The sequence below is a fragment of the Streptomyces sp. RLA012 genome (genome assembly GCF_056270325.1).
The window spans coordinates 11173207-11198601 of sequence record NZ_JBWDPA010000002.1 but is presented as its reverse complement, the minus strand read 5'-3'; the positions used below and the strand labels follow the sequence as shown (position 1 = coordinate 11198601).

Sequence of the window (25395 nt, the reverse complement as noted above, 5' to 3'; positions counted from 1 at the left end):
TTCGACAGAGACCTCAGTCACCCTCGCGCCTTCACGAGGGGGGCAGCCCGAAGCGTGGCCACAGAGGCGAGGAGTGCCTATGACCTTGGATGAGGGGACTTGTCCAGGGTCGTGGTCGTCGTCAAGAGAACTGCACTCCTCAGGTGAAGAAGCGTAGCGGGTCCTACCCGCGTGTCCGTGTCGAGTGCGGCGGCCGCTCGGTGGTCTCGCAGGCCGGGGCGGTGCTGCTGGTCGAGACGGTCCGCAAGTCCGGTCTGGACGGCGCGATATCGGCAGCCTTGGCGCCGTAGGGCAAGCCGCGGGCGGTACACGACCCGGGCAAGGTCCTGCTGCCGCACTCGTGGTCGCCCTGGGCGGGGACTGCCTGGCGGACGCGGCGACGCTGCGTGCCGAGCCCGAGGTGTTCGGACCGGTGGCCTCCGATCCGACCGTCTCCCGCCTCATCGGCGCCCTGGCCGCGTCCGGCCCGAAGGCCCTGACCGCGATCCGCTCGGCCCGTGCCGAAGTCCACACGCGGGTCTGGAAGTTGGCCGGAGCGAGCGCTCCGGCCGCCGACGGGCAGGTGACCGTGGACATCGACGGCATGCTGGTCCGCGCCCACTCCGGGAAGCAGGACGCCACCGCGACCTGGAAGAAGACCTTCGGCCACTATCCACTTGTAGCGTTCCTCGACCACGGCCAGACCGGATCCGGAGAGCCGGTGGCCGCCCTGCTGCGGCCCGGCAACGCAGGCTCCAACACCGCAGCCGACCACATCGAAACCACCCTGCTCGCCCTGGCCCAGTTGCTCAGACCGTTGCGGCGGGGACGGCAGACACTCATCCGCACCGACTCCGTCGGCGGCACTCATGCCTTCCTCGACCGGCTCACCCGGCCGGGCCGGTGGCTTTCGTACTCCATCGGAATGACCATCACCGACGCCATCCACCAGGCTCTGCTGAAAATCCCGAAGACAGCCTGGACGCCGGCCTACGACGCGGGCGGCACCGGGCGGACCGGCGCCTGGGTCACAGAGATCACCGACATGCCCGACCTGAGCACCTGGCCGAAGGGGATGCGGCTGATCGTCCGCAAGGAACGCCCGCACCCGGCGCCCAGTTGCGTATGACCGACGTCGACGGCAACCGGCTCACCTGCTTCGCGACCAACACCAAAGGCAGCCGGCTCGCCGACCTGGAACTGCGTCACCGCAGACGGGCCCGCTGCGAGGACCGCATCCGAGGCGCCCGCGACACCGGCCTGTGCAACCTACCCCTGCACGACAGCGCCCAGAACCCGATCTGGCTGGAGATGATCTCCATCGCGCTTGACCTCCTGGCCTGGACGCCGATGCTCGCGATGACCGGCGGCATCCGCCGCTGGGAACCCAAGAGGCTCCGCTTCCGGCTGTTCTCCGCCGCCGGGCAACTCGTGACCACCCGCCGCCGCCACTGGCTCCGCGTGCCTGCCCGATGGCCCTGGAATCACGTCATCACCCACGCGATCGACAGGATTCACGCCCTACCGGACCCAGGCTGACCAGCCACTTCGACCGTCTCAGCAACTCGCACGACCACCCCGGGCAGTGGCACCCGGCGCCCACCCGACGCGAGAAGCGGGCCCTCGACCTGCCCCGGCGCAGAAAAACCGCACCGCGCAAACACAGAGTGACTGGAACGCCACGGCGGCGACTGTGCGCCCCGCCATGACCACGTCCCCCCTCCACTCCAAAATTCCCCGCTTCCGGGCTCTCGTGAGGGGCGGCCGCTTCTGCTAGCGTCACCACTAGAACGTTCTAGCTGAGCCCGTACGAGATCGGATCAGCCGGTTCCGGTCGTCGCCCGGAGCCGCCCCCGCCTCGGGGCGAACGACGTACCAACCCATGTTCGACCTGGCCCGGAGGGACACCGGAGCCATGGACGACTGGAGGAAATTCCATGGATCGTCTGCTCCTCATGCGCAGTTTCGTCACCGTCGCGCAGATCGGCAGTTTCAGCGGAGCCGCCAAGGCGTTGAGCTCATCGGGATCACTCGTCTCACGCCATGTCGCGGAGCTGGAGCGGCAGATCGGCGTCCGCCTCGTCAACCGCACGGCCCGCTCGGTCAACCTCACCGAACCGGGCCTGCGCTATGCCGAGTTCGCCGCGCGCATCCTGGAGGAGATCAAGGCGGAGGAGGCCGGTATCGCCCAGCGGCACGACCGGGCCGAAGGGGCGCTCAACATCGTCTGCCCCAAGTGGATAGGCAGCTTTGATCTGGGTGACGCCATCGCCGCCTTCTCCACCGCCCATCCGAAGATCCTCGTACGTTTCGAACTGGGCGGGCTCTCCGACCGGACGTACGACTTCCTGGACAGCGGATTCGACATCGCCTTCCACACACGGGACCTACGGGATTCCAGCGTCCGTCTCAAGAAGATCGCGTCCCTCCCCTTCGTTCTGTGCGCGTCGAAGACATACCTCGATCTGCACGATCCCCTCTCCCATCCGAACGACCTGACCGCGCACGACTGTCTCGTGCACATCAATGACCCGGTCTGGCGCCTGGGATACGGACACAGCTCCACCCTGCACAAGATCCGCAACGTGGCGTTCTCGTCCAACTCCTACATCGCCCTGCAGAAGGCGGCCGTCCAGGGCCGCGGCATCGCCCTGCTGCCGCAGCGCTCCGCGTACGACGACCTCATGTCCGGGGCGCTGGAGACACTCCTGCCCGGGATGGCGGTACCGGACCGCCCGCTCTACGCGATCTACGGCCCCGGCCAGGCCACTCCGAGGAAGATCACGGTATTCCTGGCGTTCCTGACTCGGTGGTTCACGCAGAACCCCATCCCCGCCATCGAGAACGGGATCCACGCACCCACCGGGTGACCCACGGCGCGAGAGCCCCCGCACCACTCAATTGCTCTACCGCTCAACCGCTCACGGGAACGGCGCTCGCCACGGGACTCGCGAACGCCGGCCCGGCCCATGCCGTCCGAGCCGCAAAGGGGCCGCTCACCATGTGTGCATGTGAATCCACAGCCGAACCGTCGTGCATGTCCACCTGCGCCGAACCCGTCTCGGTCTCCCAGGGATCCCGGGAGACGGAGACGGAGACGGAGACGGAGACCGAGACGACGAAGACGTCACGCAGACGGATGCTCGGCGCGATGGCCGCCGCCACCGTCGCTGTACCCCTGCTGGGCGCCACATCGGCCGCCGCGGCCGCACAGCCCGCCGGTCCGGGCCTGTCCCTCGCTCTGCTGGGCACCAATGGTGGGCCGCCACCGTTGGCGGACCGGTACGGCATCTCGTCGGCGCTGGTGGTGAACGGCAGGACGTACGTCGTGGACTGCGGCCGCGGAGCGGTGACACAGTACCTGCGCGCCGGGCTGTCGATGCCGTCGCTGGCCGGCATCTTCCTCACCCATCTGCACGCCGACCACATCGTCGACTACTACGCCTTCCCCCTGCTGTCGGCGGGCGCCGCCGGCGGCCAGGGGTTCCTGAACCCGGTCGATGTCTACGGCCCCGGCTCCGCGGGGATCGTCTCGACCGTCAGCGGCGCTCCTGGACCGATACCGGGCACCGTGGAGATGACGAGGCTCGCCGGGCAGGCGTACGCCGCGTCCCCCACGTTCTTCATGGCCGAGCACGCGGGCCTCGACCCGGCCACGCTGCTGAACGTCCACGATGTGCTGCCGCCGTCCGGCGTCGGCGCCTCGGCGACGCACACCGCTCCGGCGATGGCGCCCTTCACGGTCATGGAGAACGACGACGTGAAGGTCACCGCCGTCCTGGTTCCGCACGGTGCGGTCTTCCCCTCCTACGCCTACCGGTTCGACACCGACCACGGCAGCGTCGTCTTCTCCGGGGACACCGCCCCGGCCCCGAACCTCGTACGGCTGGCCCGCCACGCGGACGTCCTGGTGCACGAGGCGATCTACCCCGACGGGCTGGCGAGCCTGGGGCTTCCGCAGGCCCTGATCGACCACATCAGGTCCACGCACACGGATGTGGCCGAACTCGGCGGGATCGCGGCCGAGTCCGGGGCCAGGGCACTGGTCGCCACGCATCTCGGCCCGGGACAGTCGACCGTGGTCTCCGACGCGAAGTGGCGGCGGCTCCTGCGCGACAGCGCGCGCCGCGCGGAATTCGGCGGATCGATGGTGCTGGGCGCCGACCTGATGCGGATTCCGGTGGCGCCGAAGGGCTCGCGCCGCCACTACTGAGCCACCGGTCCGCCGATCGACCGGGGGTGCCTCAACAGCCTTGTGCCGTAAGGGTTCCCGAAATGTCGGTGCCATCTTCAACCGTCCGGCCAAATCGATCCAGTGCGCTTCATCGACGCGCAGCAGTGGGAGTGGGGAATGGACACAGCCGCGCAGCAGCGCGCCACATACGAAGCGGTCCTCGAACTGGGTGAGGCGCCGTTCATCACGGAACGGCCCGCGCTGTTCAGCCCGGCCGCAGCCGCCCAGGACGAAGGCAACCGGCGGGGCACCTTCAGCCGCTTCGCACAGATCCTCCTCCCCGACGAGTACACGGGCTGGGTGGAGGAAGCCCTCGCCCATGTCGAATCGTGCTACGTCGGCGACTGGACCTCGCTGCACAAGGTGAGTGTGCGCGGCCGACAGGCCCTGGATTTCCTCGGTCGGCTGGGCATGCGGGATCTCTCCCGTTTCGAGGCCGGCCAGATCAAGCACCATGTGCAGTTGGACGAGAACGGCTGGATCGCGTCCGAGGGCGTGCTCCTGCGGCTCGGCCCCGAGGAGTTCGTCTACACCGCCGGGAGCTGCGACTGGCTGCTCTGGCAGCTCGGTCAGGGCGGCTGGGACGCGGAGGCGTCCGACATCAGCCCCGATCAGTTCATCTTCGGCATCCAGGGCCCCGCGTCCCTGTTCACGCTGGAGAAGGTCACCGGAGAGAGCCTCCGTGACATCGGCTTCAGCCGGAGCCGGATGTCACAGGTCGGCGGAGTGCCGGTGCGGGTGCTGCGTACCGGCATCTCCGGCGAGCTGGGCTACGAGCTGCACGGTCCGGCCGACCACGCGAACGAGATCTGGTCCGCGGTCGTGGCGACCGGGCAGGGGTTCGGCATCCAGCAACTCGGCTTCCGGGCCCAGCCCGCGCAGCACATCGAGGCCGGCATCGCGACCAACGGGCTCGACTACCTGCCGGCGTCGATTCTCACGCCCGGTGCGCCGAGGCAGTTCCGCAGGGGGACACCGGGCGGCAGCTTCGTCCCCGTCAACGGGGTGACCGACTACTTCCGCAAGCCGGGTGAACTCGGCTGGGGCTTTCGCCGTGGCGTCCCCGACCGCGACTTCCTCGGCCGCGACGCACTGGCGGCGGACGCGGCGAGCGGCGCTCCCGGCCGCGTGCTGGTGGGGCTGCTGTGGAACAAGCAGGATGTCGGCGGCGTCCTGACCTCGCTCCTGGACGACGCCGAGGCCCCCGACCAGATGGACCTCCCCCGCCGGCGCGGCCCCAGCTTCGACCAGGTCCTGCTGTCCGGCAGCCTCGTGGGAGTGTCCACCGGCCGGGCCCTGAGCCCGAATCTGCGCGCCACCGTCTCGCTGTGCGTCATCGATCCCGCGTGCGCGACGCCCGGCACGGAGGTCGTCGTCCTCTGGGGCAGGCCGGGAACGGCACAGCGGGAGATCCGGGCGACCGTCACCACGCTGCCCTTCAAACCGGACAACCGCCGGACGGACGTCACCAGGCTGTGAGGCACCGGAAGCAGCGAGGCACCGGAAGTCGCCGGGCTCGCGACGACGTCCCCGACCACTTCGAGCGGCGCCTTGGCAGCCACCGAACTCCGCATGATCAGGGCCACTCTCAAGAACGCGTCCTTCGGCGAAGGTGTGGAGCGCCGCTTGTTCGCCGCGGCGGCCGAAGCGTCCCGCAGTGCGGGCTGGACGGCCTACGACAGCGGTAAGGCGGCTGCCGCCGAACGGCACTACTCCACCGCCCTGCGGGCCGCCGCCAGCGCCGACGATCACGTGGCCGCGGCGAACACCCTCGCGTTCTGGGCCATCCAGCACTACTACACCGGCGACCCCCGCGGCGCGGTCGACCTCGTCGAAGCCGCCCTGTCGCAGGCACCGAGGACGGGATCAGCCCGCCTGACCTCCATGCTCCACGCCCGCGCCTGCCGGGCCCACGCGCACGCCGGCGACAGCCGGGCCGCCGACCGGTCCGCCAACGCCGCGCTGGACGCCTACGAGCACGCCGGACCGATCGAGGACGACCTCCCGTGCGTGTACTGGTACAACCTCGGTGAGACCCACCAGCTCATCGGGAGCTCCGCCCTCAGCCTCGGCAACCCCAAACGGGCCGTCGTCCACTTCCTGGAAGCCTCCGCCGTCCACACCAGCCAGGAGGCGTACAACGGCGACGCCTTTCCCCGCGGTCACGCCATCTACCTGGCGAGGCTCGCCGAAGCCCATCTCGGTCTCGGTGATGTCGACGCCGCCGTGGCCACCGCGCATGACGCCGTCGACCGGATGGGAGGCGTCACCTCCGCGCGCGGCACCAGCACGTTGGAAGACCTGCGCAAGGAACTCGCCCGCCGTCGCGGCATCCCCGCCGTCGCCGACTTCCTGGACTACACCGACACCGAGTGAGCACTCACGGTCCGCCCGCGCGGAGACCAGTGTCAGGACAGGGTGCGTGTGGTCACTGCGTGACGGCCTCGTTGTCGACCTGGAGGAGCAGGAGGTCGTAGACCGGGGCCGCCGGGCTCGTTAAGGACGTCGTCGACCGCTGACCGTCCGGCAGCATCACAAAGGGCGCCCGCAGCCATTCGAGCTGGCTGCGGGCGCTTTTGCTGACTCTGGCCCGGCCGCTTCCGGGCGCGAAGATGATGGGGCACCAGATCACCGAGCAGAGGAGCCGCCCGTGAAGGTGGCGCTCGGAGGTAGTCATCCGCCCTGCCGAGTCGCTTCTTTCGCCGTGGTTGGGACGAGACCATCATCGTCGACCTCGAAATACCAGACGGAGCGGGAAATGCCGTGGGCCGCAGCCCCGGCACGAGCCTGATCGTGCCGGGGCCGGCGCCTGGCGAGCTTCTCAGCCGACGGTAGCCGAAAGCACGGAGGAATCGCCGATCGGCGTCGGCTCGGCGTCGGGCGGCACGTTGGGCCTCCCGGCCGTGGTGGGAGGGGCAGGGTGACGCAGTTGGAACTGCCGGACGTCTGAATGCCGTTGAACGCCCTGACGCAGAACTCGTAGTTCCAGTAGCCGGGGAAGAGGAACGCGATGCCGTGGGTGGTGCCGTTGGCCACTTCGCGCGACACGCTGCCGTCGTTGATGTTGCGAATGGTCACTTCGTATCCGCCGACTTCGGCGGAGCTGTTCCACGCCAGCTGGACGGTGGTGAGATCCGTCGCGGTGACCGTCAGGTCGGTCGGTGTCGGCGGGGTTCCGCCTCCGACGACGATGCCGCGGGCACCGGCGGGAAGGCCACCTCCGGCGGCGTTCCAGCTCTCGACGGCGACGAGGTAGCGGTGCCCCGAGACGAGCCCGTCGATGCTCGCTGACCGCCCGCGGATACCCACACGGTTGACGAACGCGCCAGGAATGTCGAGGTCGTAGGTGAGCACAGCGTACCGCTCGATGGTGGAGGTGTTGTCGCCGGTGGGCGGGTCCCAGCGGATGTCGAAGCCGGCGGGGGTGGCGAGGGTGAGGATGTCGGCGGGGCCCGGCGCGGTCTGGGGATGGACGGTCGTGGAGACCACGTCCGACCAGCCGGACACGTGGTCGCCGTTGTCGGTGCGGACCTGGGCCTCCCATTGCTGGCTGTCGACGACCCAGCTGTTGTCGTACCGGTTGGTCGACACGTGGAACTCGTTCCAGGTGGAGGTGCCGGCGATGCGAGAGCGCACGGTGTAGCCGAAGGCGCCGTAGACCGGCTCCCAGGTGACGGTGAAGCCGAGCGGACTGGCCTCCGCGCTAACGCTCGACGGTATCGGGGTGGGACGGCTCGGCAGGACGCCGGACGTCGTGGGGGCGCTCGCGCCCAGGCCGTAGCCGTTGTGCAGGGTCTGCGCGAAGGCGCCGGCGATCTCGTACTCGCCGCGGGCGTTGGGGTGCAGGCCGTCGTACCCGGCCGGGCAGGCGTTGACCTCGCAGCTGTAGTTGCCGCGCCAGTCGACGAGCTTGACCGGTGACGCGGTGGTGCTCCAGGTGGGGATCGCGGCGGCGAGCATCCTGTTGTAGGTGTCGGTGTTCACCGGCAGATCGTCCCGGCCGTTGATCTTGGTGCGCTGTGGGACATTTGCCAGCGCCAACTTGAGGTCCGGCTTGGCGGCACGGGCGTTGTCGACCAGCGTCCTCATGCTGGCGAGGGTGCCCTCGGGGCCGCTGACGAACCAGCCCATGTCGTTGAAGCCCAGGCCGACCAGCAGGATGTCCGGCTGGTAGTTCGCGACCTGCTCCCTGATCAGGTCCTTGTCCTGGGCCGCCTGCCGGCCCCAGATGGCGAAGTGTTGGCTGTCGAACGGCGCCGCGTCGGCGGCGTACCCGCCGTCGGCGCGCGGCGGCCCGGCAGCGGGCGTGGGCTCGCCTTGCAGCGGCGGCGGTTGCGGCGGGCCGGCCGGGTCGGGCCCCCGGGTTCCGTCGTACGGGCCGACGAAGTCAACCGCCACGCGCTGGTCCTGGAGCCACTGCCACAGCCGGTAGCGCCACGTATAGTCGCCCTCGTGGCCCTGACTCATCGAGTCACCCACCACCATGATCCTCAGAGGCCGGTCCCCCCCGGGCAAACCGGAGGTGCTGTGCGCCCTAGTGAACGCGTCGCTGAGGAAGCCCGTGAATTTTGACCAGTAAGGCTCCAGCCAATCGATCGTGGACTTGATCTTCTGGTTGATCCAGCTTCGCCGGATGCTGTCCAGGATGTCCTCGAAGAGCGGCCGGACCTGGTTCTTCGCGAATTCGTTGAGGCCGCCTTCCCAGACCCCCGCGCCGAGGGCTGCCACTACGGCGAAAGCGAACCCCTCTGCCCACTGCTTGGGATCAGCCTGCTTTCCGTCCGCGAAGATGATGAGCGCCTGGTAGAACATCGTGCCGCTGAAAGCTCCCAGGACGGCGCAGAACGGCCCGGCGAACACCGATCCCACCTGGAAGGCCGCATAGCAGAGGGTGCGGACGAGATACTGGACCAGGATGCCGCCGGCCGCCGCGAGGAGTCGCTGCCAGACAGAGGCATCGATCTGAGCCGAGTCCACCGGTATGACCAGGGAGATGCTGTTCGTGGGGATCGAGAGGGACAACTTCCCGTCGAAGGTGATCCACGGTTCCGTGCTGACCCCCGACGCGCCCATGTCCACAGGGTTGGCGGCGAAAGACTGCTTGATGGCGTCGCTGAGCACCGGCGCGGCGTTCGATATCTCGTCCATCCAAGTCTCCAGGAGATCGCTGGGGACTTCGGAGATGTGTTCGTTCTCCAGGGTTATCGTTACCTCGTCGTCAGCCTCGACGGCTGTCAGGGTTCCCGGCGCCAGCTGAGCGCGACTCGCCGCCAGCTGAGCGCGACTCGCCGCCTGCTGCGCCGGCATCGCCCGGGCGGGTGTCACCCCGGCCAGCAGCGCCAAGACACACAGGGCCGCGATGACGGGGCCCGCGGGCCACAACACCCGCTTCACATCAAATGTTTGCTCCACACCCACTCCACTGTCGACAGTTGATCGATTACAGATGATCTTCGATGAAAGCCACGCATCGACTTCCACCCGCCGGCGCACACCGGCTGCCTGCTGCTCGGCGGCGACGAAACCGCGGCGCCGGCCATCATCCGGATCCTCGAACGGCTCGCCCCGGACGTGGTCGGCGAGGCGCTGCTCGAGGTGCCCGAATCCGGCGACGAGCAGGAGGTGGCCGCGGCCTCGCCGGCGAGGCCGCGGCGATCCGCACCCTGCGCCGGCGCCTGGTCGCCTTCACGGGCTACTGGCGCCAGGGCAAGGCTGAAGGCAACCAACTCCTGTAGACGGCCTCGATCGCGCTGGTCAGCTCCTCCGGGCGGGAGAGGAACGGCGAGTGCGACGAGTCGAGCTCGAAGACCCGGGTCGGGGTCACCGACACGGCGTCGATCTCGCGGATCAGGCGGCGCTGCAGGGCGGGGCGTACGGCGTTGTCGCGCTCGCACAGGACATAGCTGTGCGGGACGGCGCCGTACCGCTCTCGGGTCACCGACAGCACCTCGCCCGGGACTCCCCTCGGACCGTCCACGCTGAGCAACGCGATCGCGGCGTCGGCGGCGGTCTCGTCGGTGCCGTTGTAGAAGCGCTCCCGCACCTGCGGGCGCCGGTCCTCGGCCCGGATGCGCAGGGCGCCCACGGCAGCGGGGTCCGCGGCGAGCAGTGAGCAAGTGACCCTCCACACAGACGGTGCAGCCTGACCAGCGGCTACGGACACGGGACGGGGGATTTTCGAATCAGGTGAGGAGGTACGCCCTCAGGATCGTCGCCGAGTAGGTGTTGCCCTCGGTGTCGGTCAGGGTCGTCTTGAAGGAGACCGAGTGGGCCTTGACCGGGTGGGTCAGGGCAAGGGTCTTCTTACCGTGGTCGGTGGTCACGCCGGCGGCGGACCAGGTTGCTCCGGCGTCGTAGGAGACCTTCACCACCAGGGACTTCAGGTGCTTGGCGGCCGGGTCCTCGACGGAGAGCGGGACCGTGGTGCGGCGGCCTGAGGCGGCCGTGCCGGTGGGGGTGAGGGTGGGAGGGAAGCGGACGGTGGAGAGGGGGAGGAGGGTGGAGGTGTTCGGGTGTTGTGACGTGTGTTTCGAAGTGAAGGTCCAGGCCGCGGTCAGGCGGCTGCTGGTGCCGGCCACCGTGGCCGGGCGGGTCAGGTCCGTGCGGATCGTGTACCGGGTCGGACCGGCCGGGAGCTTGTCGACGGTCTGGCAGAGGTCGCCGTCGTTGTCTAGGAGGGTGCTGCCGCCCGCCGTGACCGTCGTGTGCCGTGCGGCCACGGAGGACGCCGGGTGGCCGGCGCCGTCGGCCAGGTCGGGGAAGCACACGTCGAGTGTGTCGCCGCTCCGCCGCGCGCCCCCCGCCGACGAGGGGGCTGAAGACGCCTACGCGGGTCGGCCTGGACGAGCTTTTCGAAGAGGGAGACCGTGGAATCGGTCATGAAACGTGCTCCCGTTGGTGAAGGTGTGTCAGTGAAGGAGCCCACACTGGAGCGCACGCTCGGGTGTGGGGCCGGCCCCGGAGGGCCGTCATGGCGGTGCCTGACCGTTCCGGCAGGACGGCGGAACCCCTGACGGCCACTCTGGTGGGCTCCGCCCGTCGGAGTCTTGTTCCCGCCTGCCATCCGTCTTGTACTTCCGTGCCACCCCCGGGAGTTGCGGGCCCATCCCTCGCTGTCGTCGTACGACAACGCTCTCGCTGAGAACTTGTGGATGCTCATCAAGACCGAGGGACTGCGCGGGCGCACCTTCCCCACGCGCGCCGAGGCGAACCTCGCGCTCTTCGAGTACATCGACGGCTTCTACAACTCCCGTCGCATCCAGGAACGGCTCGGCTGGCTCAGCCCGATCGAGTTCGAGGAGAAGCACTACACCAAGCAGGCGACGGCCGAACCGACGAACCTGAAGACCCGTCAACCCTCTCTGACCAGCTGATCAGCACCTCCCGGACAGCGGGGGAACCTCACACCCGCACACGCTCAGCCACGAGGACAGCGTGACGGATGACCACTGTCGGCAACGTCCTTCAAATAGCGCGGCAGTACAGGGCGAACGTTGGTTGACGCGGCACTAGCCCCGCCCTAAATGGCGTTGTCCAGCGTCAGGGTGAGCTCGGCGATCCGCCACCCACCGTCGGACCGGCGCAGGCCGAACGTGTAGACCCCGGTCGAGATCATCTGGATGCTCTCGCCCGTGTTCCTCGTCTGCGCCAGATAGGCCCGCACCTCAGCGGTGGCGGCGTCCGTCGTCGTGACCACGACATTGCCCAGGTGGTGCCGCACCCTTCCGGTCTGGGCCGCGTGCCCGTCACGGATGAAGTCGAGCACCGCCGCGCGTCCGGCGACCGGGCCGAGCACTCTCTGTCCGGGCATCGTGAAGGTCCAGGTGGTGTCTTCAGTCAGGACCGCTTCCAGCTCGGGCACATTCAGCTCGTCCAGGGCGTGGGCGTAGTTCGCCACCGCCTGCTGGAGTTCGGCGATCACGAGACCACCGTCAGCACGATCTTGCCTTGGATGTGGCCCTGCGCGGCTCGCGTGTGTGCGCTGCCCGCCTCGGGCAGCGGGTAGGTGCTGTCCACCCCGACCTGGAGCTTGCCCTCGTCGAACAGGCGCCCGACCTCGGCCAGCTGGGGGCCGTTGGAACGCACCTGAATGTTCGAGACTGTGATGCCCAGACTCGCCGTCTCTTCCGGGTCGTACTCGGCGAAGAACACCGGAAGCATGGTGCCGCCGCGCTTGAGCACGGTCAGGAAGCGTGAGCTGTCCGGGCCACCGACGGTGTCGATCACCAGGTCGACACCGCTGACCACGTCCGCGGCCTGCGTCCTGGTGTAGTCGATGAACTCATCGGTGCCGAGCTTGCGCAGGAACTGCTCGTGCCGGCCCGAGGCCACCGCGATGACGTGTGCCCCCTTCCATTTCGCCAGCTGCACCGCGAAGTGGCCCACTCCACCGGCGGCCCCGTTGACCAGCACGGTCATCCCTGGCGTGATCGGCACCGGCTGGTGCACCTGGCCGGTGAAAGGAGACGGCACGTCGTGGCCGAGATCAACCAGGTACTGCCAGGCCGTAAGCACGGCCATCGGCGCCCCAGCCGCCTGCACGTGGTCGATACCGGCCGGCTTGTGAGCCAGGTCCGAGGCCGGCGCGGCCACGTACTCGGCGTACGTCCGGCCGTCGAACCCGGGGAACCGCAGCATGCCGAAGACCTCGTCACCGACGGCGAACCCCAGCACGTCGGGAGCGACCGCCTGGACCACGCCCGACATGTCCGTTCCGGGGGTCAGGGGGAACTCCAGCGCCGGCCTCATCTCGGCCGGCATGACCTTCATCCCCTCACGCAGGTACCAGTCCGGCGGGTTGATGCCCGCCGCGTGCACCCGGACGAGCACCTCGCCCGGGCCGATCTCGGGAACCGGCACCTCGTCATATCGCAAAACTTCCGGCCCGCCTGCTTCATGGAACTGGATCGCCTTCATCGCGCCTGTCGCTTTCTCGGGGAAACGTTGCTCCTTCAGTCAAGGCCCAGGACGGCATGGCCGTCCAAGGCCGGTTCGGCAACCTGCTCATTCCGAAACGGCATGACGCGTACGCTGGAAGGGTGAACGATCTCGGACAGGACCTGGAACTGCGGCTGGTGCGCTACTTCACCGTGGTGGCGGCACACCAGCACTTCGGCCGGGCCGCCGCCGACTTGCACGTGGCCCAGCCGGCGCTGAGCCGCCAGATTCAACGGCTCGAGAAGTATCTCGGCGCACGACTGCTGGACCGCGTACCCCAGGGCACCCGGCTCACTCCGGCCGGCCAGACGTTCCTCCCCCGGGCCCAAGCCCTGCTGCAGGCCGCCCGCCAGGCCGAGCTGGCCGTGCGTGAACAAGCCGAGACCGAACGCATCGCCATCGGCTACGTTGAAGACCTGGTGATCACTGCCGCCGTACGGGAACTGCGCCGCCGTCACCCGCAGGCCGAGATCGCCACCCGGCACCTGAGCTGCCGCGACGTCGGGACGCTGTCCAACAAGCGCGTCGACGCCCTGATCGCGCGGGCCCCGTTGCCACTCGCCGCCGACGACGTGTTCACCACCCCGCTGTACGAGGAGCCCCGGATGCTCGTGGTCCCGCGCGGCCATCCCTTGGCCGACCGCGCGTCGGTGACCGCGGAAGAACTGGCCGGCGAGGAGGCGGCGCCCTGCGCGTTCGAGACCGCGGACTGGACCTCCTACCGGATCCTCGGGGCCGGCGTGCCGCCGATCGAGAGCTACGAGGACAAGCTCGAACTCGTCGCGAGTGGCAGGGCGATCGCCGTGCTACCGGTCGGCGATCGGCGTAGCTCACTGCGTCCCAACCTCGTCACCGTCCCGATCGAGGGCGCTCCCCCCAGCCAGGTCGTCCTGGTCAGCCGCAAGGGCGACCCGAATCCGATGATCAGGAATCTCCGGCTGGCGGCCAAGGCCGTCCTGACCGCCCCGGCAGCCTGACCGGGACCAGCCGACCCGCTTGGCGCTGAACTGCACCAAGCGGTGCTCACGCTCGCCGTGTTCGTCGCGCATCTGCCGGTATCGCTCGGGGTTAGGTTGTGCCGGCTCAGCGTCCGACCCCATGGAACTGCGATCAAGTACGCCGCCTCGACCAGGAACCGTTGCCGTATCGCGTGAGGGTGCAGGGAAGCTTCAGATCAAGAACTACTACGGCCGCGAGTTCGAGCACGACCTTGCGGAACGTCACCTGCAGTTGCTGCGGCCGGCCCGCAAAGGTGAGGCCGAGCGGGCCGGAGCGCACCTGTTCAAACCGCTGCGGCTGGCGGGCGCCCGCCTCGGCTGCCGCGTCGGAGCGTCCCCGATGATCGTCTGGCCGGGGTGGGAGGCTTCGACGTCGGGTACGGTGTCGAGCATGTCGCGCAGTGTCTTTCGCTCGTCGGCCTTCGCGACGACCCTGAAGAATACGTTACGACGCTTCAACCGCCTGAAGCAGTGGCGCGGCATCGCTACCCGCTACGCGGTTGCGGACCTGGTCGGCCCGCTCGGGGATGGTGTGGCCGATGCCGTGCCGCCGCAGCCAGGTGCGGACGGCCCGGGAGCTGTAGCCCTTGTCGCCCAGCACGTGGGCGGGTCGTGTGCGCGGCCGTCCCGGGCCGATGCGGGGCACTCGTATCGCTTCCATCACGGCGGTGAACTGAGTGCAGTCGTTGGTGTTTCCGCCCGTGAGTGTGAAGGCGAGCGGGCGGCCGACACTGTCGCAGCCCAGGTGGATTTTGCTGGTCAGGCCGCCTCGGGAGCGTCCGAGGCCGGGACTGCGGGCCCCCCTTTTTCGGGCCCCGGCGGCGTGCTGGTGGGCGCGGACGATGGTGGAGTCGACCGACACCAGCCAGTCGATGTCCCCAGCCGCGTCGGCGTGCGCCTGGGCGGCCCGGAGCATGCGCTCGAAGGTGCCGTCCAGCGCCCACCGGCGAAAGCGGGTGGCAGCGTGGCCCACGGGCCGTACCGCTCCGGCACGACCCGCCAGGCGTCCCGGTGCGGAACTTCCACACGATCCCGTTGAGCACCTTGCGGTCGTCCAGCCGCTTCCGGCCCCGCAGTGACACCGGCAGCAGCGGTCCGACGAACTCCCACTCGGCATCGGACAGTTCATGGCGACGTATTACCCGCCCATGATCCACCACTCAAGATCTTTTGAACACACAACCTAGGCCACGGCCGGCGGGAGAACGTGTCCCGGATCGCCGACAGCCACAGCGAACCCCAGGGCACCGGCCACGCCCATCCGCCCTGACCTGCTCTTATCTACATGTCAGGCCACTCGCTAGTCGAAGTCGTAGTCGATGAAGGCGAGGCAGACAACGGTTCCGTCCGGCTCCACTGCTGAGTAGCCGTCCCTCTCCTCCCCTTCGACAGGAAAGAACAGGGCGTTGCCTCCGCGATCCGGATCGGTGATGATCTCGGCATAGTTGGCTTGGCGACCCTCAGCGTCTCCGGCCGCGATGATGCACTTGGCATTGCGGAGATGGGCCTCGGCGCCTTCCACTCCGGCCCGCTTCGGGTCGAACGGGGAGCTGCACAAGACGGCGTATCCGTCTAGCGGGGCCGGTTCGTAGCCGTTATATCCGTCGCCCCAGTCGGCCGCCGCGATACGGGCGGCGTCCGCCAGCGGCACGACGACGATGTTGGCCCGGGCAACCGGAGGCTTGTCGTCCTCCCGGCACCAGTAGAAGCCCGCATATACCGGAGCCTTGCTCAGTCCTGTGGGCAGTCCATCGTGATACCAGCCGCCGCGACCCATCCCGAACCAGGTAACCTCCCCCTCTAGCGTCAACTCCCCTATGTAGGCGAACCATTCTGCTTTGAGCGTGCACATGTCGCGATTGCGGTTGATGTGATCCACGCATTGCCGTAACAAGGCGTCAATGGTGTCCGTGACGCCCACAAAATCTTCTGGATCCTTGACTGAGGTCATGACACGAACAATGGCACAGGGGCCTGACAGCCCCGCCTCCCCACCGCTACGCAGTGGGGCCCTCACCGCAGCCTCGCGGACCCGGTCGCGCAGCCGGTCGTGGAACTCGGCGGTCAGGCCCTTGTCCCGGCAACGCCGGAAGAAGGCGTAGCCACGGTCCCACGCGGGGAAGTCCGCGGGCATCGCCCGCCAGGTGATACCGCCCGCCCACCAGGTAGCGCACCGCGTCGACCAGCTGCCGGTGGCAGTAGCCCCCCGGTTACCCGCCGCGGCCCTCCAACCAGCCGGGGACCGGCATCGCGTCGCGCACGACCGCCCACTCCGCATCGCTCATGTGCGACGGATATCTCGGCCGCCTGTACGGCCGATCACCGGCGTTCCCGAACCGATGCGCGAGGCAATCACACGTCAGGGAAGCCGAGTTGGACGCCAACAACGCCGGCACGGAAGACTGCAGCACCAGGGGCCTCCTGCTGCGCGGTTGGATTCGACACCCACGAGCTGTGCGGGAGGTCCTGCTTCCATGCTCAGCCAGCCAGAAGATCACCCGACCGAGTCGACAACCTCGAACTCCGTCAGCGGTGGTCCGCTCTGCGCCGGCAGTTCGGCGTCGACCACGCCCGCGCCAACTCCCGTGCGAGCGGCGCCTTCTGTGTTGTGATCCCCAGACATGCGGTGAACGTACCGGTTTCGCACAGTGCGGTACACATCGCCTTGCGTGACGGGGTGCCGTGTGCCGTGGTCTACCACTCGCAGCGGTGGGGCAGCTGGCGAGCGGCCCGGATGAGGTCTTCCGTGCGCGGGTGGTACGGGACCTTGAACCAGTCCGGGGCGAGGACGACGGCCGGGGTGTTGCCGTAGTAGTGGGCGCCCCAGCCCGTGTGCAGGGTCAGCCCCAGTCCATGGCGGGCGACGCGGGCGTCTGCTTCACCGAGCTCGCGCAGCGGGACGTCGTAGGGGTACCAGACGTAGGCCACCATGCGGTCGCCCACCCACCACGAGTCCTCGTGGTCCACCTTCAGCTTCCCGCCGAACGACGGCACGTCCGGGGTGAGGGAGCATTCGTCCCACCGGTGGCCTTCGAAGTCGCGCTCGGACTTGCCGAAGTTCGGGTGGCACTTCGGGAGCTTCCCGCGTGGCTTGCGGCGCTCCAGGTTGTCCTGGTGGATCAGATGGCAGGCCGCACGGAACGTGCGGCCGTGGTAGCGGCTGGTGGTGATGCCGTGCTCCCTCTCCAGGATCTCCACCATCGCGTCGCGGATGTCGTGGTACGGGAACCGCTCCGGTTCCCGCCGTCTGCTCGATGCCATGTCCGCTCTCCTTCTCTCTGTCACCCGGTCAACGTCACAGGCGGGGGCCTCGCATCGGAGGCAGCAGTGGGCATCACCCGATCAGCCGCGCCGGGCAGGCATCGCGGCGCAGCGGACAAGCTGTTCCTCGAGCACCTGGCGGTCGACGTCCGCGTGCCCAGCGGTCGCCTGTGCGCCCCGTGGGCAGTGGCGGTTCGGCCTCTGTGCGGCCGCAGTTGGCTGGTCAGATGCTGGGCGGGAATATGGCGGGCTGCCAGACTCAGCCGGTTGAACTGATCACTGCACGGCCGTGGCGCCGTACGGACAGTCCAGGGGGTTCCTTGTCGAGCGCACGTCCAACCCGCGGCCACTACAGACGACCAGGCTCCCAGCCGTCTGCCCTCCCGTTGCTGATCGTCTTGGCTGTCGTGCTCGTGGGCATCGGAAAAGCCGCCGTGGGCGCGGTGCCGCTATGGCTGTGGATCCTGATAGGCGTCACGGTGACCGCGGTCTCGGGGATCGCCATCTACCTGCTGGTCAAGCAGATCCGCCGGGAGGATCTCCAGTTACAGGCGGCTGAAGAGGCGGCCGAGCTGCAGAAGGAGATCGACGCGCAGAAGCTCGCGGACCTCAAGACCGTCACGCCCCTGGCCACGCTCCTGGAGCTCAACCAGTCCCAGATCGACGAATACCACCGGATCGCCACCGATCAAGCCGACCGGTCCTTCCGGTCCTCGCAACGGGCCATGGCGTTGGGCCTGCTGGTGATTGTGGGCTGCTTCGCCGCCGGCCTGTACTTCGCCAACGGGCAGACCAAGGTCTTCGTCGCCGCCATCGCGGGCGTCGCCGCGGCGCTCTCCGCCTTTCTCAACCGCACCTATCTGCAGATGTACGGGCAGACGCTGAGCCAGCTCAACCGCTACTTCGAGCAACCGGTCCTGACCGGCTACTACCTGACCGCGGAGCGCCTGGCCCAAGACCTGGGCGAGGACCCCGAGAGCGAGATGCGCCGCCGCATCATCGACCAGGTCCTGGAAGCCAGCGCCCGGATGAACAACGGCAAAGAACCACCGTCACCGGCCAAGCGGCAGACGAAGAAGAAGCGCGCCGCAGCGACCGAGTAGGCCGCATCACCCAGCTCGCCTCCGAGTGGCCGGAGATGCGCGGCCACCGGCCCTCCAGGACCGTGTCCGATCCCACCGCCGTGCGGCTGAAGGCCGGCCACACGCTGACCGTGACCGAGACCGTGGTCGTCTTCCTCGAGGGCGGCCGCCGCCGCAGCGAGCTGTGCCAGCCGCTGGACTGGATCCCCGAAGTCCACCACGCGATCGGGAGCGGCGAGGCCGTCATCCCCGACGCGCTCCTGTACTACCGGCGCGGCCCCGCCGACGGCGACAACCCCTGGACCGGGCGCGACTACCGGCACACGTAGCGCGGTCACCACAGTGGACACCCCCTTGATCAGGCCGTCGCGGTCCGGGGTCTCATGTCTTCAGGGTGAGGGCGTGAGTCGGTGCCAGATGAAGACGCAGCTCTCCAGGCCGGCGAGTGATGGCCGGCGCAGCACGGACCGGATCTGCTCGGGTCCCACCAGGACGACGGGCATCCGGCGTTCACAGTCCTGGAACAGGCTCCACAGCGCATAGACGTACTGCAGGGCCTCCGTGCGCAGCAGATGGGCATCGCAGACGACCACAACCGGCCAGGAGCGCCGGGCGAGTTCGTCCTCGACAGCCCGCTGCGCGTCGGCCAGCCGTCGCGCGCGAGGAACACCGGCGGCGCCCGCTCCCCTCGCCCGCCGCCCGGGGCCTGTCCCACCCACCCACTTCTTCTTTCTTCCTGCTGTGGGGCGTGGACTCGGGGGCGTAGAGAGGATGTCGGCCTCCCGACCACGGCCGAAGCGGCGTGGTGACCTGCGGATTCGCGGACGAGTGCGGCAGAGCGTGCGGACGGTTGTCGGACGGGTTGTCGGCGGGGATGTGGGCCTGGTCCACGGAGGCGTTGTCGCTTCGTGACCGTGGTCGGGCCTTCGTGGTCGGGGCCGGCTGCTGCTGTGACCGGTACGCGCGGCGCCGGGCAGGCCGGCGCCGCACCGGACGGGAAGCGAGCAGATCCATGATGATCGGCGTGGACGCGGGCAGCGGCGACCGGATGACGCTGGGCGTGCTGGCGCAGTACCGGATGGTCGGCGCGCAGCTGCGCGAGCATGTCGCCGTAGTGGTCGGCGTAGAGGATGCCTTCCATGACGACGTGGAATCCGGCGTCCAGGGCGTAGCGGGCGGTCAGGTCGATCAGCCCGATGTTCGCGGCGCCGGGACGGTCGCGCTCGCGGAGCACGATGCGGCGGAGGTTGTCCTGGCCGACCAAGGCCAGGCCGCGGCCGAACCGTTCGCGCAGGCCGGCTGTGATGGACGACTTCCCCGAGGCGCTGTTGCCGCGCAGCACGGCCAGCCGGGTTTCTTCGGTGCCCACCATCACAACGATCACGCTACCGACGGCCAGTGACAGCGTCTGGGGCCTTCCTGGACGGGGCCGTTTCCGACGCCCGAACGGATGACCTTTCCCCCCAATTACATGGTGATGGGGCGGATGAGCGCCTGGAGGGTGCTGATCAGTTGTGCGCTGCCGGAGCCGAGTTCAAGAGTCCCGGAACAAGGCGTCTTTTCACGGTAGCGGGCCCCTGGGATACGGGCCCGGAGCGAATCAGCAGCTCGACCACGCGGTCGTGATCGGTTGCGGGGTGAGCGTCCCAGACGAGCCGGTCCGGCCGAGCGGCGCCGTGCGGCCTCAGACCGAGTCACGGACGAGCACGCGCCCGGGCGCCCGGGTGATGTCACCCGCGTCGAGGCCGAGGGCGGTGCGTGCGGCTCGTCGGCCGTGGGCTTCGGCGTCGATGTGGACGGTGGTGAGTGCGGGCGTGATGAGTGCGCCGTACTCGGTGTCGTCGAAGCCGATCACGGCCAGGTCGTCGGGTACGGCGAGACCGAGGTCGTGCAGGGCGGTCAGGGTACGCAGCGCTACGTCGTCGTCGAAGGCCGCGACCGCCGTGACGGATTCATGGGCCGCACGGAAGGCCTCGACGGCCGCGGTGCCGGCCGCTCTTGGCCTCGGTACGACGAAGGGTGTGATCGGAGGCAGGCCCAGCGTCCGCGCGGTCTCCCGGACGAAACGCATGCGCACCTCGGTCAGCGGGGAGTCGCTGTCCGGCAGCGCCATGGCGATGTGCGTATGGCCGCGCTCGGCGAGGTGGCGGATCTGCAGCGCGGCGTGCCCGGCGAAGCCGTTCTTCCAGTCCTCGGCGTCGGGCTCGTGGCCGCTGATATAGGCCTCGGCGAACCGGAGCACGGCGCGCGGGTTGATCGTGTCGAGCACCTGCTGGGTCGACTGTGGCGCGGAGTGGCCGTGCCGGACGAGCAGGACGTGGTCGTGGGCGGCGAGTTCGTCGTCGAGGCCCCGGATGTAGCTGCGGGAGTAGTTGCCTTCGAGGCCCCAGTCGATGTCGAGGACGACGATCCGGGACGAGCCCTCGCGCAACGCCCGCGCGATCCCGTGCGGCACATAGCCCAGCTCGCGGGCGGCCTGGCGTACGCGCTCCCGGGTGGCATGGGAGATCGTCTGGTTCGGGTCGTCGTTGAGCACGAAGCTGACCGTCGCCCGCGACACCCCACTCGCCGCGGCGACGTCTTTCAACGTCACCCGCCCCGAACCCACCATCACCACGCCCCGGATCGTCGTGCCGTGCCGCTTCCACGTCCTGCCATGCAGCGCAGCCTAATCCAGCCCCGGCCAAGTTCGTTCGGAGAGATCATTGCACGACTCTCGCCAACGCCGGATCCCCTCTGTTACGGTCCGGCTAGATCGATTTAGCGGACACGTCTGCCCGTGGAACCCATGGAACCGGAACGATCCGGTGTGGATCCGGTGCAGAGGTGCGGCACCACTGGATCGAAGGTGCGGCACCACTGGATCGAAGTGGCGAGTCGCCCGGGGCGGACGGCGATGAGAGGAGCCGTATGGCATCCCCCAGTCTTCAGGACGGCATCGACAAGGCGGGGTCGCCCGTCACACTGCTGTGGAAGCCGAACGCCGCGCCCTGGACCCCCGAGGTCGTCGAGCGCGAGTACGTCGGCTGGCGTCAGGAACAGGCCGCATGGCACGAGGGAGTCGCGCTTCTCAATCTCTCGCACCACATGTACGACATGTTCGTCGAGGGGCCCGACGCCACCCGCCTGCTCGCGGACCTGGGCGCGAACAACTTCGAGAACTTCGCCATCGGGCAGGCCAAGCAGTACGTGCCCGTGACCAAGGACGGCAACATCGTCACGGACGGCATCCTGTCCCGCGACGCGGAGAACTCGTACACGCTCAGCGGGATACCCACCGCGCAGCACTGGGTGCAGTACCACGGAGAGAAGGGCGGGTACGACGTCACCTACGTCACCGACCCGTCGTCGGCGTTCCGCAAGAGTGGTGGCCCGAAGCTGTTCCGGTATCAGATCCAGGGGCCGCTGGCGATCGAGCTCGTGGAGCGCGCGTTCGGCGGCCCGCTGCCCCCGACCAAGTTCTTCCACTCCTCCCCCGTGACCCTGGACGGGCGGAGCTTCCGTGCCCTGCGCCACGGCATGGCGGGACAGGCCGGTTACGAGTTCATCGGCGCCTGGGAGCACGCCGACGCGGTGAAGGAGGCCCTGCTGCGGGCCGGTGAGCCGTTCGGCCTCATCCAGGTGGGCGCGCTGGCGTACGCCACACCCAGCGTGGAGAGCGGCTGGGTGCCGTCGCCGGTGCCCGGTATCTACAGCGACCCGGAGCTGCTCGCGTACCGCAGGCACATCGCCCTGTACGGCATCGAGGGCCAACGGCCCCTGGGCGGCAGCTTCTTCGCGGAGGACATCGAGGACTACTACTGCTCGCCGTACGAACTCGGCTACGGCAAGATGATCTCGTTCAACCACGACTTCATCGGCCGTGACGCCCTGCGGAAGGCCAAGGACGAGGTCCTGCGCAAGAAGGTCACACTCGTCTTCGACACCGACGACGTCCGCGAAGTCCTCGGCGACGACCCCGGATTCGTGCTCAGCTACTCCCGGCACCGGGTGGAGTCGGACTCCGGGCTCGTCGGTGTCACCTTCCAGACCGCCACCATCGATCCGGTGGGCGGCATCCTGTCGCTGACACTGATCGACCAGCGGTACGCCGAGCCGGGCACCGAGGTGTCGGTCGTGTGGGGCGAGCACCCGGGCCCGGGGACTGCGCCGGACGCGGATCTCGGATTCCCGCGCATCCGGGCCACGGTCCAGCCCGCGCCGTTCAACCAGCACGCGCGCACGCTGTACCGGCGCAACGCCTGAGCCGAGCGACGTTCCCACCGGGCCGAGCCGTGAGCACCGGGTCGTCCCGACGAACCCTCGCGGCGCGACCCCGCGGTACGACCTCCCGGTGCAACCCCGCGGTGTGCCCCCGCGGGGTTGCACCGGGCGGGCAGTGACCAGCTCCCGGAGCCGACCCGCCCCCCTGCGGGCAAGCGCCGCGCCGCCCGCCCGGTCGGCGTGCGCGCCGGTCGCGGACGCGTGGACCGGCGTCCAGCCATTCCTCCCGCCCGGCTCGCCGTCGGTATCCGCACCTTCTGGGTGGAACGCGCCGCTCGACACACAGGCACCGCGCCGGCGCCGACGCGCCCCGGCCACCTGAACCTCGCCGACCGCCGACCACTGACCACCGTGGCTGACGCGGCCGTTCTGCGAATGTCCGAGGTATTCGTAGCCCCGGCATCGAGAAGACCCGGCCGCTGCCGCGTACCCATGGTCATGGGGTCGCCCCGCCCCATGACCATGCCCGACATTCGACGAACAGGCAGCACCATGAACGCATCCGCATCCATCGGCGTCACCGGTCTCGGAGTGATGGGCCGCAACCTGGCCCGCAACTTCGCCCGGAACGGCTACACCGTCGCCGTCCACAACCGCACCGCAGGCCGCACCCGTGCGCTCGTCGAGGAGTTCGGCCACGAGGGCACCTTCGCTCCGGCCGAGACGGCCGAGGAGTTCGTGGCCGCGCTGGAGCGCCCCCGCCGCCTCATGATCATGGTGCAGGCGGGCGCGGCCACCGACGCCGTCATCGACGAGTTCGCCCCGCTCCTGGAGCCCGGCGACATGATCATCGACGGCGGCAACGCCCACTTCGCCGACACCCGCCGCCGCGAGGCCGCCCTGCGTGAGCGCGGCCTCCACTTCGTCGGCGCGGGCATCTCCGGGGGTGAGGAAGGCGCCCTCAACGGGCCCAGCATCATGCCCGGCGGCTCGGCGGAGTCGTACGACGTCCTCGGCCCGATGTTCGAGAGCATCAGCGCCAAGGTCGACGGCGAACCCTGCGCCACCCACATCGGGACCGACGGAGCCGGACACTTCGTCAAGATGGTCCACAACGGCATCGAGTACGCCGACATGCAGCTCATCGCCGAGGCCTACGACCTGCTCCGCCAGGTCGCCGGCTACACCCCCGCCGAGATCGCGGACGTCTTCCGCACCTGGAACGAGGGCCGGCTCGGCTCCTACCTGGTCGAGATCACCGCCGAGGTCCTCGCCCACACCGACGCGGCCACCGGCAGGGCGTTCGTGGACGTCGTCGACGATGCCGCCGGGCAGAAGGGCACCGGCCGCTGGACCGTGCAGACCGCCCTGGACCTGGCCTCCCCGGTCACCGCCATCGCCCAGGCCACCTTCGCCCGCGCCGCCTCCGGCCAGAGCGAACTGCGTGCCGCGTACCAGGGTCTGCCCGGCGGCACCACTCCCCCGCTCAGCCGCACCGAGGCCGCACGCTTCACCGCGCAGGTCGAACACGCCCTCTACGCCTCGAAGGTCATCGCCTACGACCAGGGCTGGAAGATGATCCAGGACGCCGCCGCCGAGTACGGCTGGCAGATCGACCTGGGCGCCGTCGCCCGGATCTGGCGCGGCGGCTGCATCATCCGCGCCTCCTTCCTCGACCGTATCCGCGCCGCCTACGCCGCCGACCCGGACCTGGTCAGCCTGCTCGGCGAGAAGGAGTTCGCCAACGAGATCGCCGACGCCCAGGTCCCGTGGCGGGAGATCGTCGCCTCCGCCGCCCGCCGCGGCATCCCCGTCCCCGCCTTCTCCGCCGCACTCGCCCACTACGACACCCTGCGCGCCGAACGGCTGCCCGCCGCCCTCCTGCAGGGCCAGCGCGACTACTTCGGCGCCCACACCTACCGGCGCACCGACCGCGAAGGCTCCTTCCACACCCACTGGGCCCACCCCGACCGCCCCGAGACGACGGACTGACGACAGCCAACAGGCGAGCCGCCGGGCAACCGTCCGGCGCCCGGTGCGACCACCGGGCGTCGGACGGGAAGCGGCAGGTGAGGCGATGGCGACCCGTCAGTTCCGCGGCGCCACGGTGGACTTCGACGGCGAGGACCGTTCGTGTCCGGCCATGTCGAGGAGGATCGTCGCGTCGCGGTCCGGGGTGCCGGGTTCGGCGTAGTAGCTGATCAGGCGGTGGCCGGGGGTGCCTTCCAGCTGCATGGACTCGTAGCCGAGGGTGAGTCCGCCGACCTCGGGGTGCGTCGGCGAAGACCTCACGGGCCGCGGGGTGGAGGAAGACGTCACGCGCCATGTTGCGGTGCCTGGCCGACCATTCCTCGATGCCGACGAGCAGCCGTGGGCCGCCGGGGTTCGCGGCGAGCAGGTCGTTGGTGCGGCTGACCACGTAGGCGGGGTGCGGCCGCAGGCTCTCCAGCAGCAGCTTGACGCCGGGCCGCACACTCCGGCTGGGCGCCGCCGGGGGCTCGGGAGCGGTTCGGGCGGCGAGCGCGGCCAGGCTGCGCAGGTGCTCGTGCTCGTCCTCCTCCGGCAGGAGTGCCCGTGCGACGCCGTCGACCACGGACGGGCTGGGGCGGGTTTCCCGGCCGCGCTCCAGGCGCGTGCAGTCGTCAATGCTGATCCCGGCCAGGCCGAGGGCGTCGACGGTGATGGCGAAGAAGCCGAGCAC

At 69.3% G+C, this 25395-nt stretch carries 20 protein-coding genes and 6 pseudogenes; 13 read left to right on the top strand and 13 right to left on the bottom strand.

What is annotated here, in order from left to right; translation table 11 throughout:
* Positions 1-143: 143 nt before the first annotated feature.
* From RV986_RS50915 to RV986_RS50895, 5 genes and pseudogenes are all read left to right on the top strand, one after another.
* Positions 144-1518 (top strand): annotated as a pseudogene (locus RV986_RS50915) (IS1380 family transposase).
* 398 nt (positions 1519-1916) lie between these two features.
* Complete coding sequence (locus tag RV986_RS50910) at positions 1917-2849, top strand: LysR family transcriptional regulator (protein ID WP_475923913.1); 933 nt, start codon at positions 1917-1919, stop codon at positions 2847-2849.
* Positions 2850-3016: 167 nt separating this feature from the next.
* Positions 3017-4192 (top strand): MBL fold metallo-hydrolase, encoded by a 1176-nt coding sequence (locus tag RV986_RS50905; RefSeq protein WP_475923912.1) that lies wholly within the window; start codon positions 3017-3019, stop codon positions 4190-4192.
* A 138-nt stretch (positions 4193-4330) separates the two neighbouring features.
* Positions 4331-5692, top strand: a complete 1362-nt coding sequence (locus RV986_RS50900) for an aminomethyl transferase family protein (RefSeq protein ID WP_475923911.1) — start codon at positions 4331-4333, stop codon at positions 5690-5692.
* Between the two features lie 93 nt (positions 5693-5785).
* Positions 5786-6589: a hypothetical protein gene (locus tag RV986_RS50895; protein WP_475923910.1), complete on the top strand. Its 804-nt coding sequence runs from the start codon at positions 5786-5788 to the stop codon at positions 6587-6589.
* A 52-nt stretch (positions 6590-6641) separates the two neighbouring features.
* On the opposite strand, the gene RV986_RS50890 is transcribed toward RV986_RS50895, so the two are convergent.
* Positions 6642-6890 (bottom strand): hypothetical protein, encoded by a 249-nt coding sequence (locus tag RV986_RS50890; RefSeq protein ID WP_475923909.1) that lies wholly within the window; start codon positions 6888-6890, stop codon positions 6642-6644.
* Complete coding sequence (locus RV986_RS50885) at positions 6887-9625, bottom strand: GDSL-type esterase/lipase family protein (RefSeq protein WP_475923908.1); 2739 nt, start codon at positions 9623-9625, stop codon at positions 6887-6889. Before RV986_RS50885 ends, RV986_RS50890 begins: the two co-directional genes overlap by 4 nt.
* Before the next feature lie 57 nt (positions 9626-9682).
* Here RV986_RS50885 and RV986_RS50880 point away from each other — a divergent pair.
* Positions 9683-9838: pseudogene (locus tag RV986_RS50880) on the top strand (SIP domain-containing protein); the annotation flags it as partial.
* 67 nt (positions 9839-9905) lie between these two features.
* Here RV986_RS50880 and RV986_RS50875 read toward each other — a convergent pair.
* Entirely contained in the window at positions 9906-10343 is a 438-nt protein-coding gene (locus tag RV986_RS50875; RefSeq protein ID WP_475923907.1) for an alpha/beta fold hydrolase, read from the bottom strand.
* Positions 10344-10395: 52 nt separating this feature from the next.
* Positions 10396-10980, bottom strand: a complete 585-nt coding sequence (locus tag RV986_RS50870) for a hypothetical protein (RefSeq protein ID WP_475923906.1) — start codon at positions 10978-10980, stop codon at positions 10396-10398.
* A gap of 384 nt (positions 10981-11364) precedes the next feature.
* Between RV986_RS50870 and RV986_RS50865 the strand changes: the two genes are divergently transcribed.
* Entirely contained in the window at positions 11365-11586 is a 222-nt protein-coding gene (locus RV986_RS50865) for an IS3 family transposase (protein ID WP_475923905.1), read from the top strand.
* A 146-nt stretch (positions 11587-11732) separates the two neighbouring features.
* On the opposite strand, the gene RV986_RS50860 is transcribed toward RV986_RS50865, so the two are convergent.
* Both RV986_RS50860 and RV986_RS50855 read right to left on the bottom strand, forming a co-directional pair.
* Complete coding sequence (locus RV986_RS50860; protein WP_475923904.1) at positions 11733-12134, bottom strand: nuclear transport factor 2 family protein; 402 nt, start codon at positions 12132-12134, stop codon at positions 11733-11735.
* Positions 12131-13129 (bottom strand): NADP-dependent oxidoreductase, encoded by a 999-nt coding sequence (locus RV986_RS50855; protein ID WP_475923903.1) that lies wholly within the window; start codon positions 13127-13129, stop codon positions 12131-12133. Before RV986_RS50855 ends, RV986_RS50860 begins: the two co-directional genes overlap by 4 nt.
* A gap of 122 nt (positions 13130-13251) precedes the next feature.
* Between RV986_RS50855 and RV986_RS50850 the strand changes: the two genes are divergently transcribed.
* On the top strand, positions 13252-14127 hold the full coding sequence (locus tag RV986_RS50850) for a LysR family transcriptional regulator (RefSeq protein ID WP_475923902.1): 876 nt from the start codon (positions 13252-13254) through the stop codon (positions 14125-14127).
* 196 nt (positions 14128-14323) lie between these two features.
* A pseudogene (locus tag RV986_RS50845) lies at positions 14324-14446 on the top strand (IS982 family transposase); the annotation flags it as partial.
* Positions 14447-14644: 198 nt separating this feature from the next.
* Here the strand turns inward: RV986_RS50845 and RV986_RS50840 are convergent.
* The 3 genes and pseudogenes from RV986_RS50840 to RV986_RS50830 all read right to left on the bottom strand — a co-directional run.
* A pseudogene (locus RV986_RS50840) lies at positions 14645-15185 on the bottom strand (IS5 family transposase); the annotation flags it as partial.
* 263 nt (positions 15186-15448) lie between these two features.
* Entirely contained in the window at positions 15449-16099 is a 651-nt protein-coding gene (locus tag RV986_RS50835; RefSeq protein WP_475923901.1) for a hypothetical protein, read from the bottom strand.
* Positions 16100-16842: 743 nt separating this feature from the next.
* Positions 16843-17409: a hypothetical protein gene (locus RV986_RS50830; protein ID WP_475923900.1), complete on the bottom strand. Its 567-nt coding sequence runs from the start codon at positions 17407-17409 to the stop codon at positions 16843-16845.
* Positions 17410-17816: 407 nt separating this feature from the next.
* On the opposite strand from RV986_RS50830, the gene RV986_RS50825 reads away from it, so the two are divergent.
* Together RV986_RS50825 and RV986_RS50820 are read left to right on the top strand one after the other, a co-directional pair.
* Complete coding sequence (locus RV986_RS50825) at positions 17817-18512, top strand: TRADD-N-associated membrane domain-containing protein (RefSeq protein ID WP_475924705.1); 696 nt, start codon at positions 17817-17819, stop codon at positions 18510-18512.
* Between the two features lie 62 nt (positions 18513-18574).
* On the top strand, positions 18575-18820 hold the full coding sequence (locus RV986_RS50820; protein WP_475923899.1) for a replication-relaxation family protein: 246 nt from the start codon (positions 18575-18577) through the stop codon (positions 18818-18820).
* Between the two features lie 60 nt (positions 18821-18880).
* On the opposite strand, the gene RV986_RS50815 is transcribed toward RV986_RS50820, so the two are convergent.
* The 3 genes and pseudogenes from RV986_RS50815 to RV986_RS50805 all read right to left on the bottom strand — a co-directional run bounded on the left by RV986_RS50815 (position 18881) and on the right by RV986_RS50805 (position 21084).
* Entirely contained in the window at positions 18881-19210 is a 330-nt protein-coding gene (locus RV986_RS50815; protein WP_475924760.1) for a hypothetical protein, read from the bottom strand.
* Positions 19211-19569: 359 nt separating this feature from the next.
* Positions 19570-19863, bottom strand: a pseudogene (locus RV986_RS50810) (P-loop NTPase family protein); the annotation flags it as partial.
* A 312-nt stretch (positions 19864-20175) separates the two neighbouring features.
* Positions 20176-21084: a LacI family DNA-binding transcriptional regulator gene (locus RV986_RS50805; protein WP_475923898.1), complete on the bottom strand. Its 909-nt coding sequence runs from the start codon at positions 21082-21084 to the stop codon at positions 20176-20178.
* Between the two features lie 317 nt (positions 21085-21401).
* On the opposite strand from RV986_RS50805, the gene RV986_RS50800 reads away from it, so the two are divergent.
* Positions 21402-22736, top strand: a complete 1335-nt coding sequence (locus RV986_RS50800; RefSeq protein ID WP_475923897.1) for an aminomethyl transferase family protein — start codon at positions 21402-21404, stop codon at positions 22734-22736.
* A gap of 510 nt (positions 22737-23246) precedes the next feature.
* Positions 23247-24686 carry an NADP-dependent phosphogluconate dehydrogenase gene (gene gndA / locus RV986_RS50795; RefSeq protein WP_475923896.1) on the top strand — a complete coding sequence of 480 codons (1440 nt, stop codon included), beginning with the start codon at positions 23247-23249 and terminating at the stop codon, positions 24684-24686.
* A 96-nt stretch (positions 24687-24782) separates the two neighbouring features.
* Here the strand turns inward: gndA and RV986_RS50790 are convergent.
* A pseudogene (locus RV986_RS50790) lies at positions 24783-25356 on the bottom strand (MmyB family transcriptional regulator); the annotation flags it as partial.
* Between the last annotated feature and the right edge of the window lie 39 nt (positions 25357-25395).

Coding starts and splice junctions, on each gene's coding strand:
- RV986_RS50910 (WP_475923913.1), top strand. CDS start 1,917: ATGGATCGTCTGCTCCTCATGCGCAGTTTCGTCACCGTCGCGCAGATC.
- RV986_RS50905 (WP_475923912.1), top strand. CDS start 3,017: ATGTCCACCTGCGCCGAACCCGTCTCGGTCTCCCAGGGATCCCGGGAG.
- RV986_RS50900 (WP_475923911.1), top strand. CDS start 4,331: ATGGACACAGCCGCGCAGCAGCGCGCCACATACGAAGCGGTCCTCGAA.
- RV986_RS50895 (WP_475923910.1), top strand. CDS start 5,786: ATGATCAGGGCCACTCTCAAGAACGCGTCCTTCGGCGAAGGTGTGGAG.
- RV986_RS50890 (WP_475923909.1), bottom strand. CDS start 6,890: ATGACTACCTCCGAGCGCCACCTTCACGGGCGGCTCCTCTGCTCGGTG.
- RV986_RS50865 (WP_475923905.1), top strand. CDS start 11,365: ATGCTCATCAAGACCGAGGGACTGCGCGGGCGCACCTTCCCCACGCGC.
- RV986_RS50855 (WP_475923903.1), bottom strand. CDS start 13,129: ATGAAGGCGATCCAGTTCCATGAAGCAGGCGGGCCGGAAGTTTTGCGA.
- RV986_RS50835 (WP_475923901.1), bottom strand. CDS start 16,099: ATGACCTCAGTCAAGGATCCAGAAGATTTTGTGGGCGTCACGGACACC.
- RV986_RS50830 (WP_475923900.1), bottom strand. CDS start 17,409: ATGGCATCGAGCAGACGGCGGGAACCGGAGCGGTTCCCGTACCACGAC.
- RV986_RS50800 (WP_475923897.1), top strand. CDS start 21,402: ATGGCATCCCCCAGTCTTCAGGACGGCATCGACAAGGCGGGGTCGCCC.
- gndA (WP_475923896.1), top strand. CDS start 23,247: ATGAACGCATCCGCATCCATCGGCGTCACCGGTCTCGGAGTGATGGGC.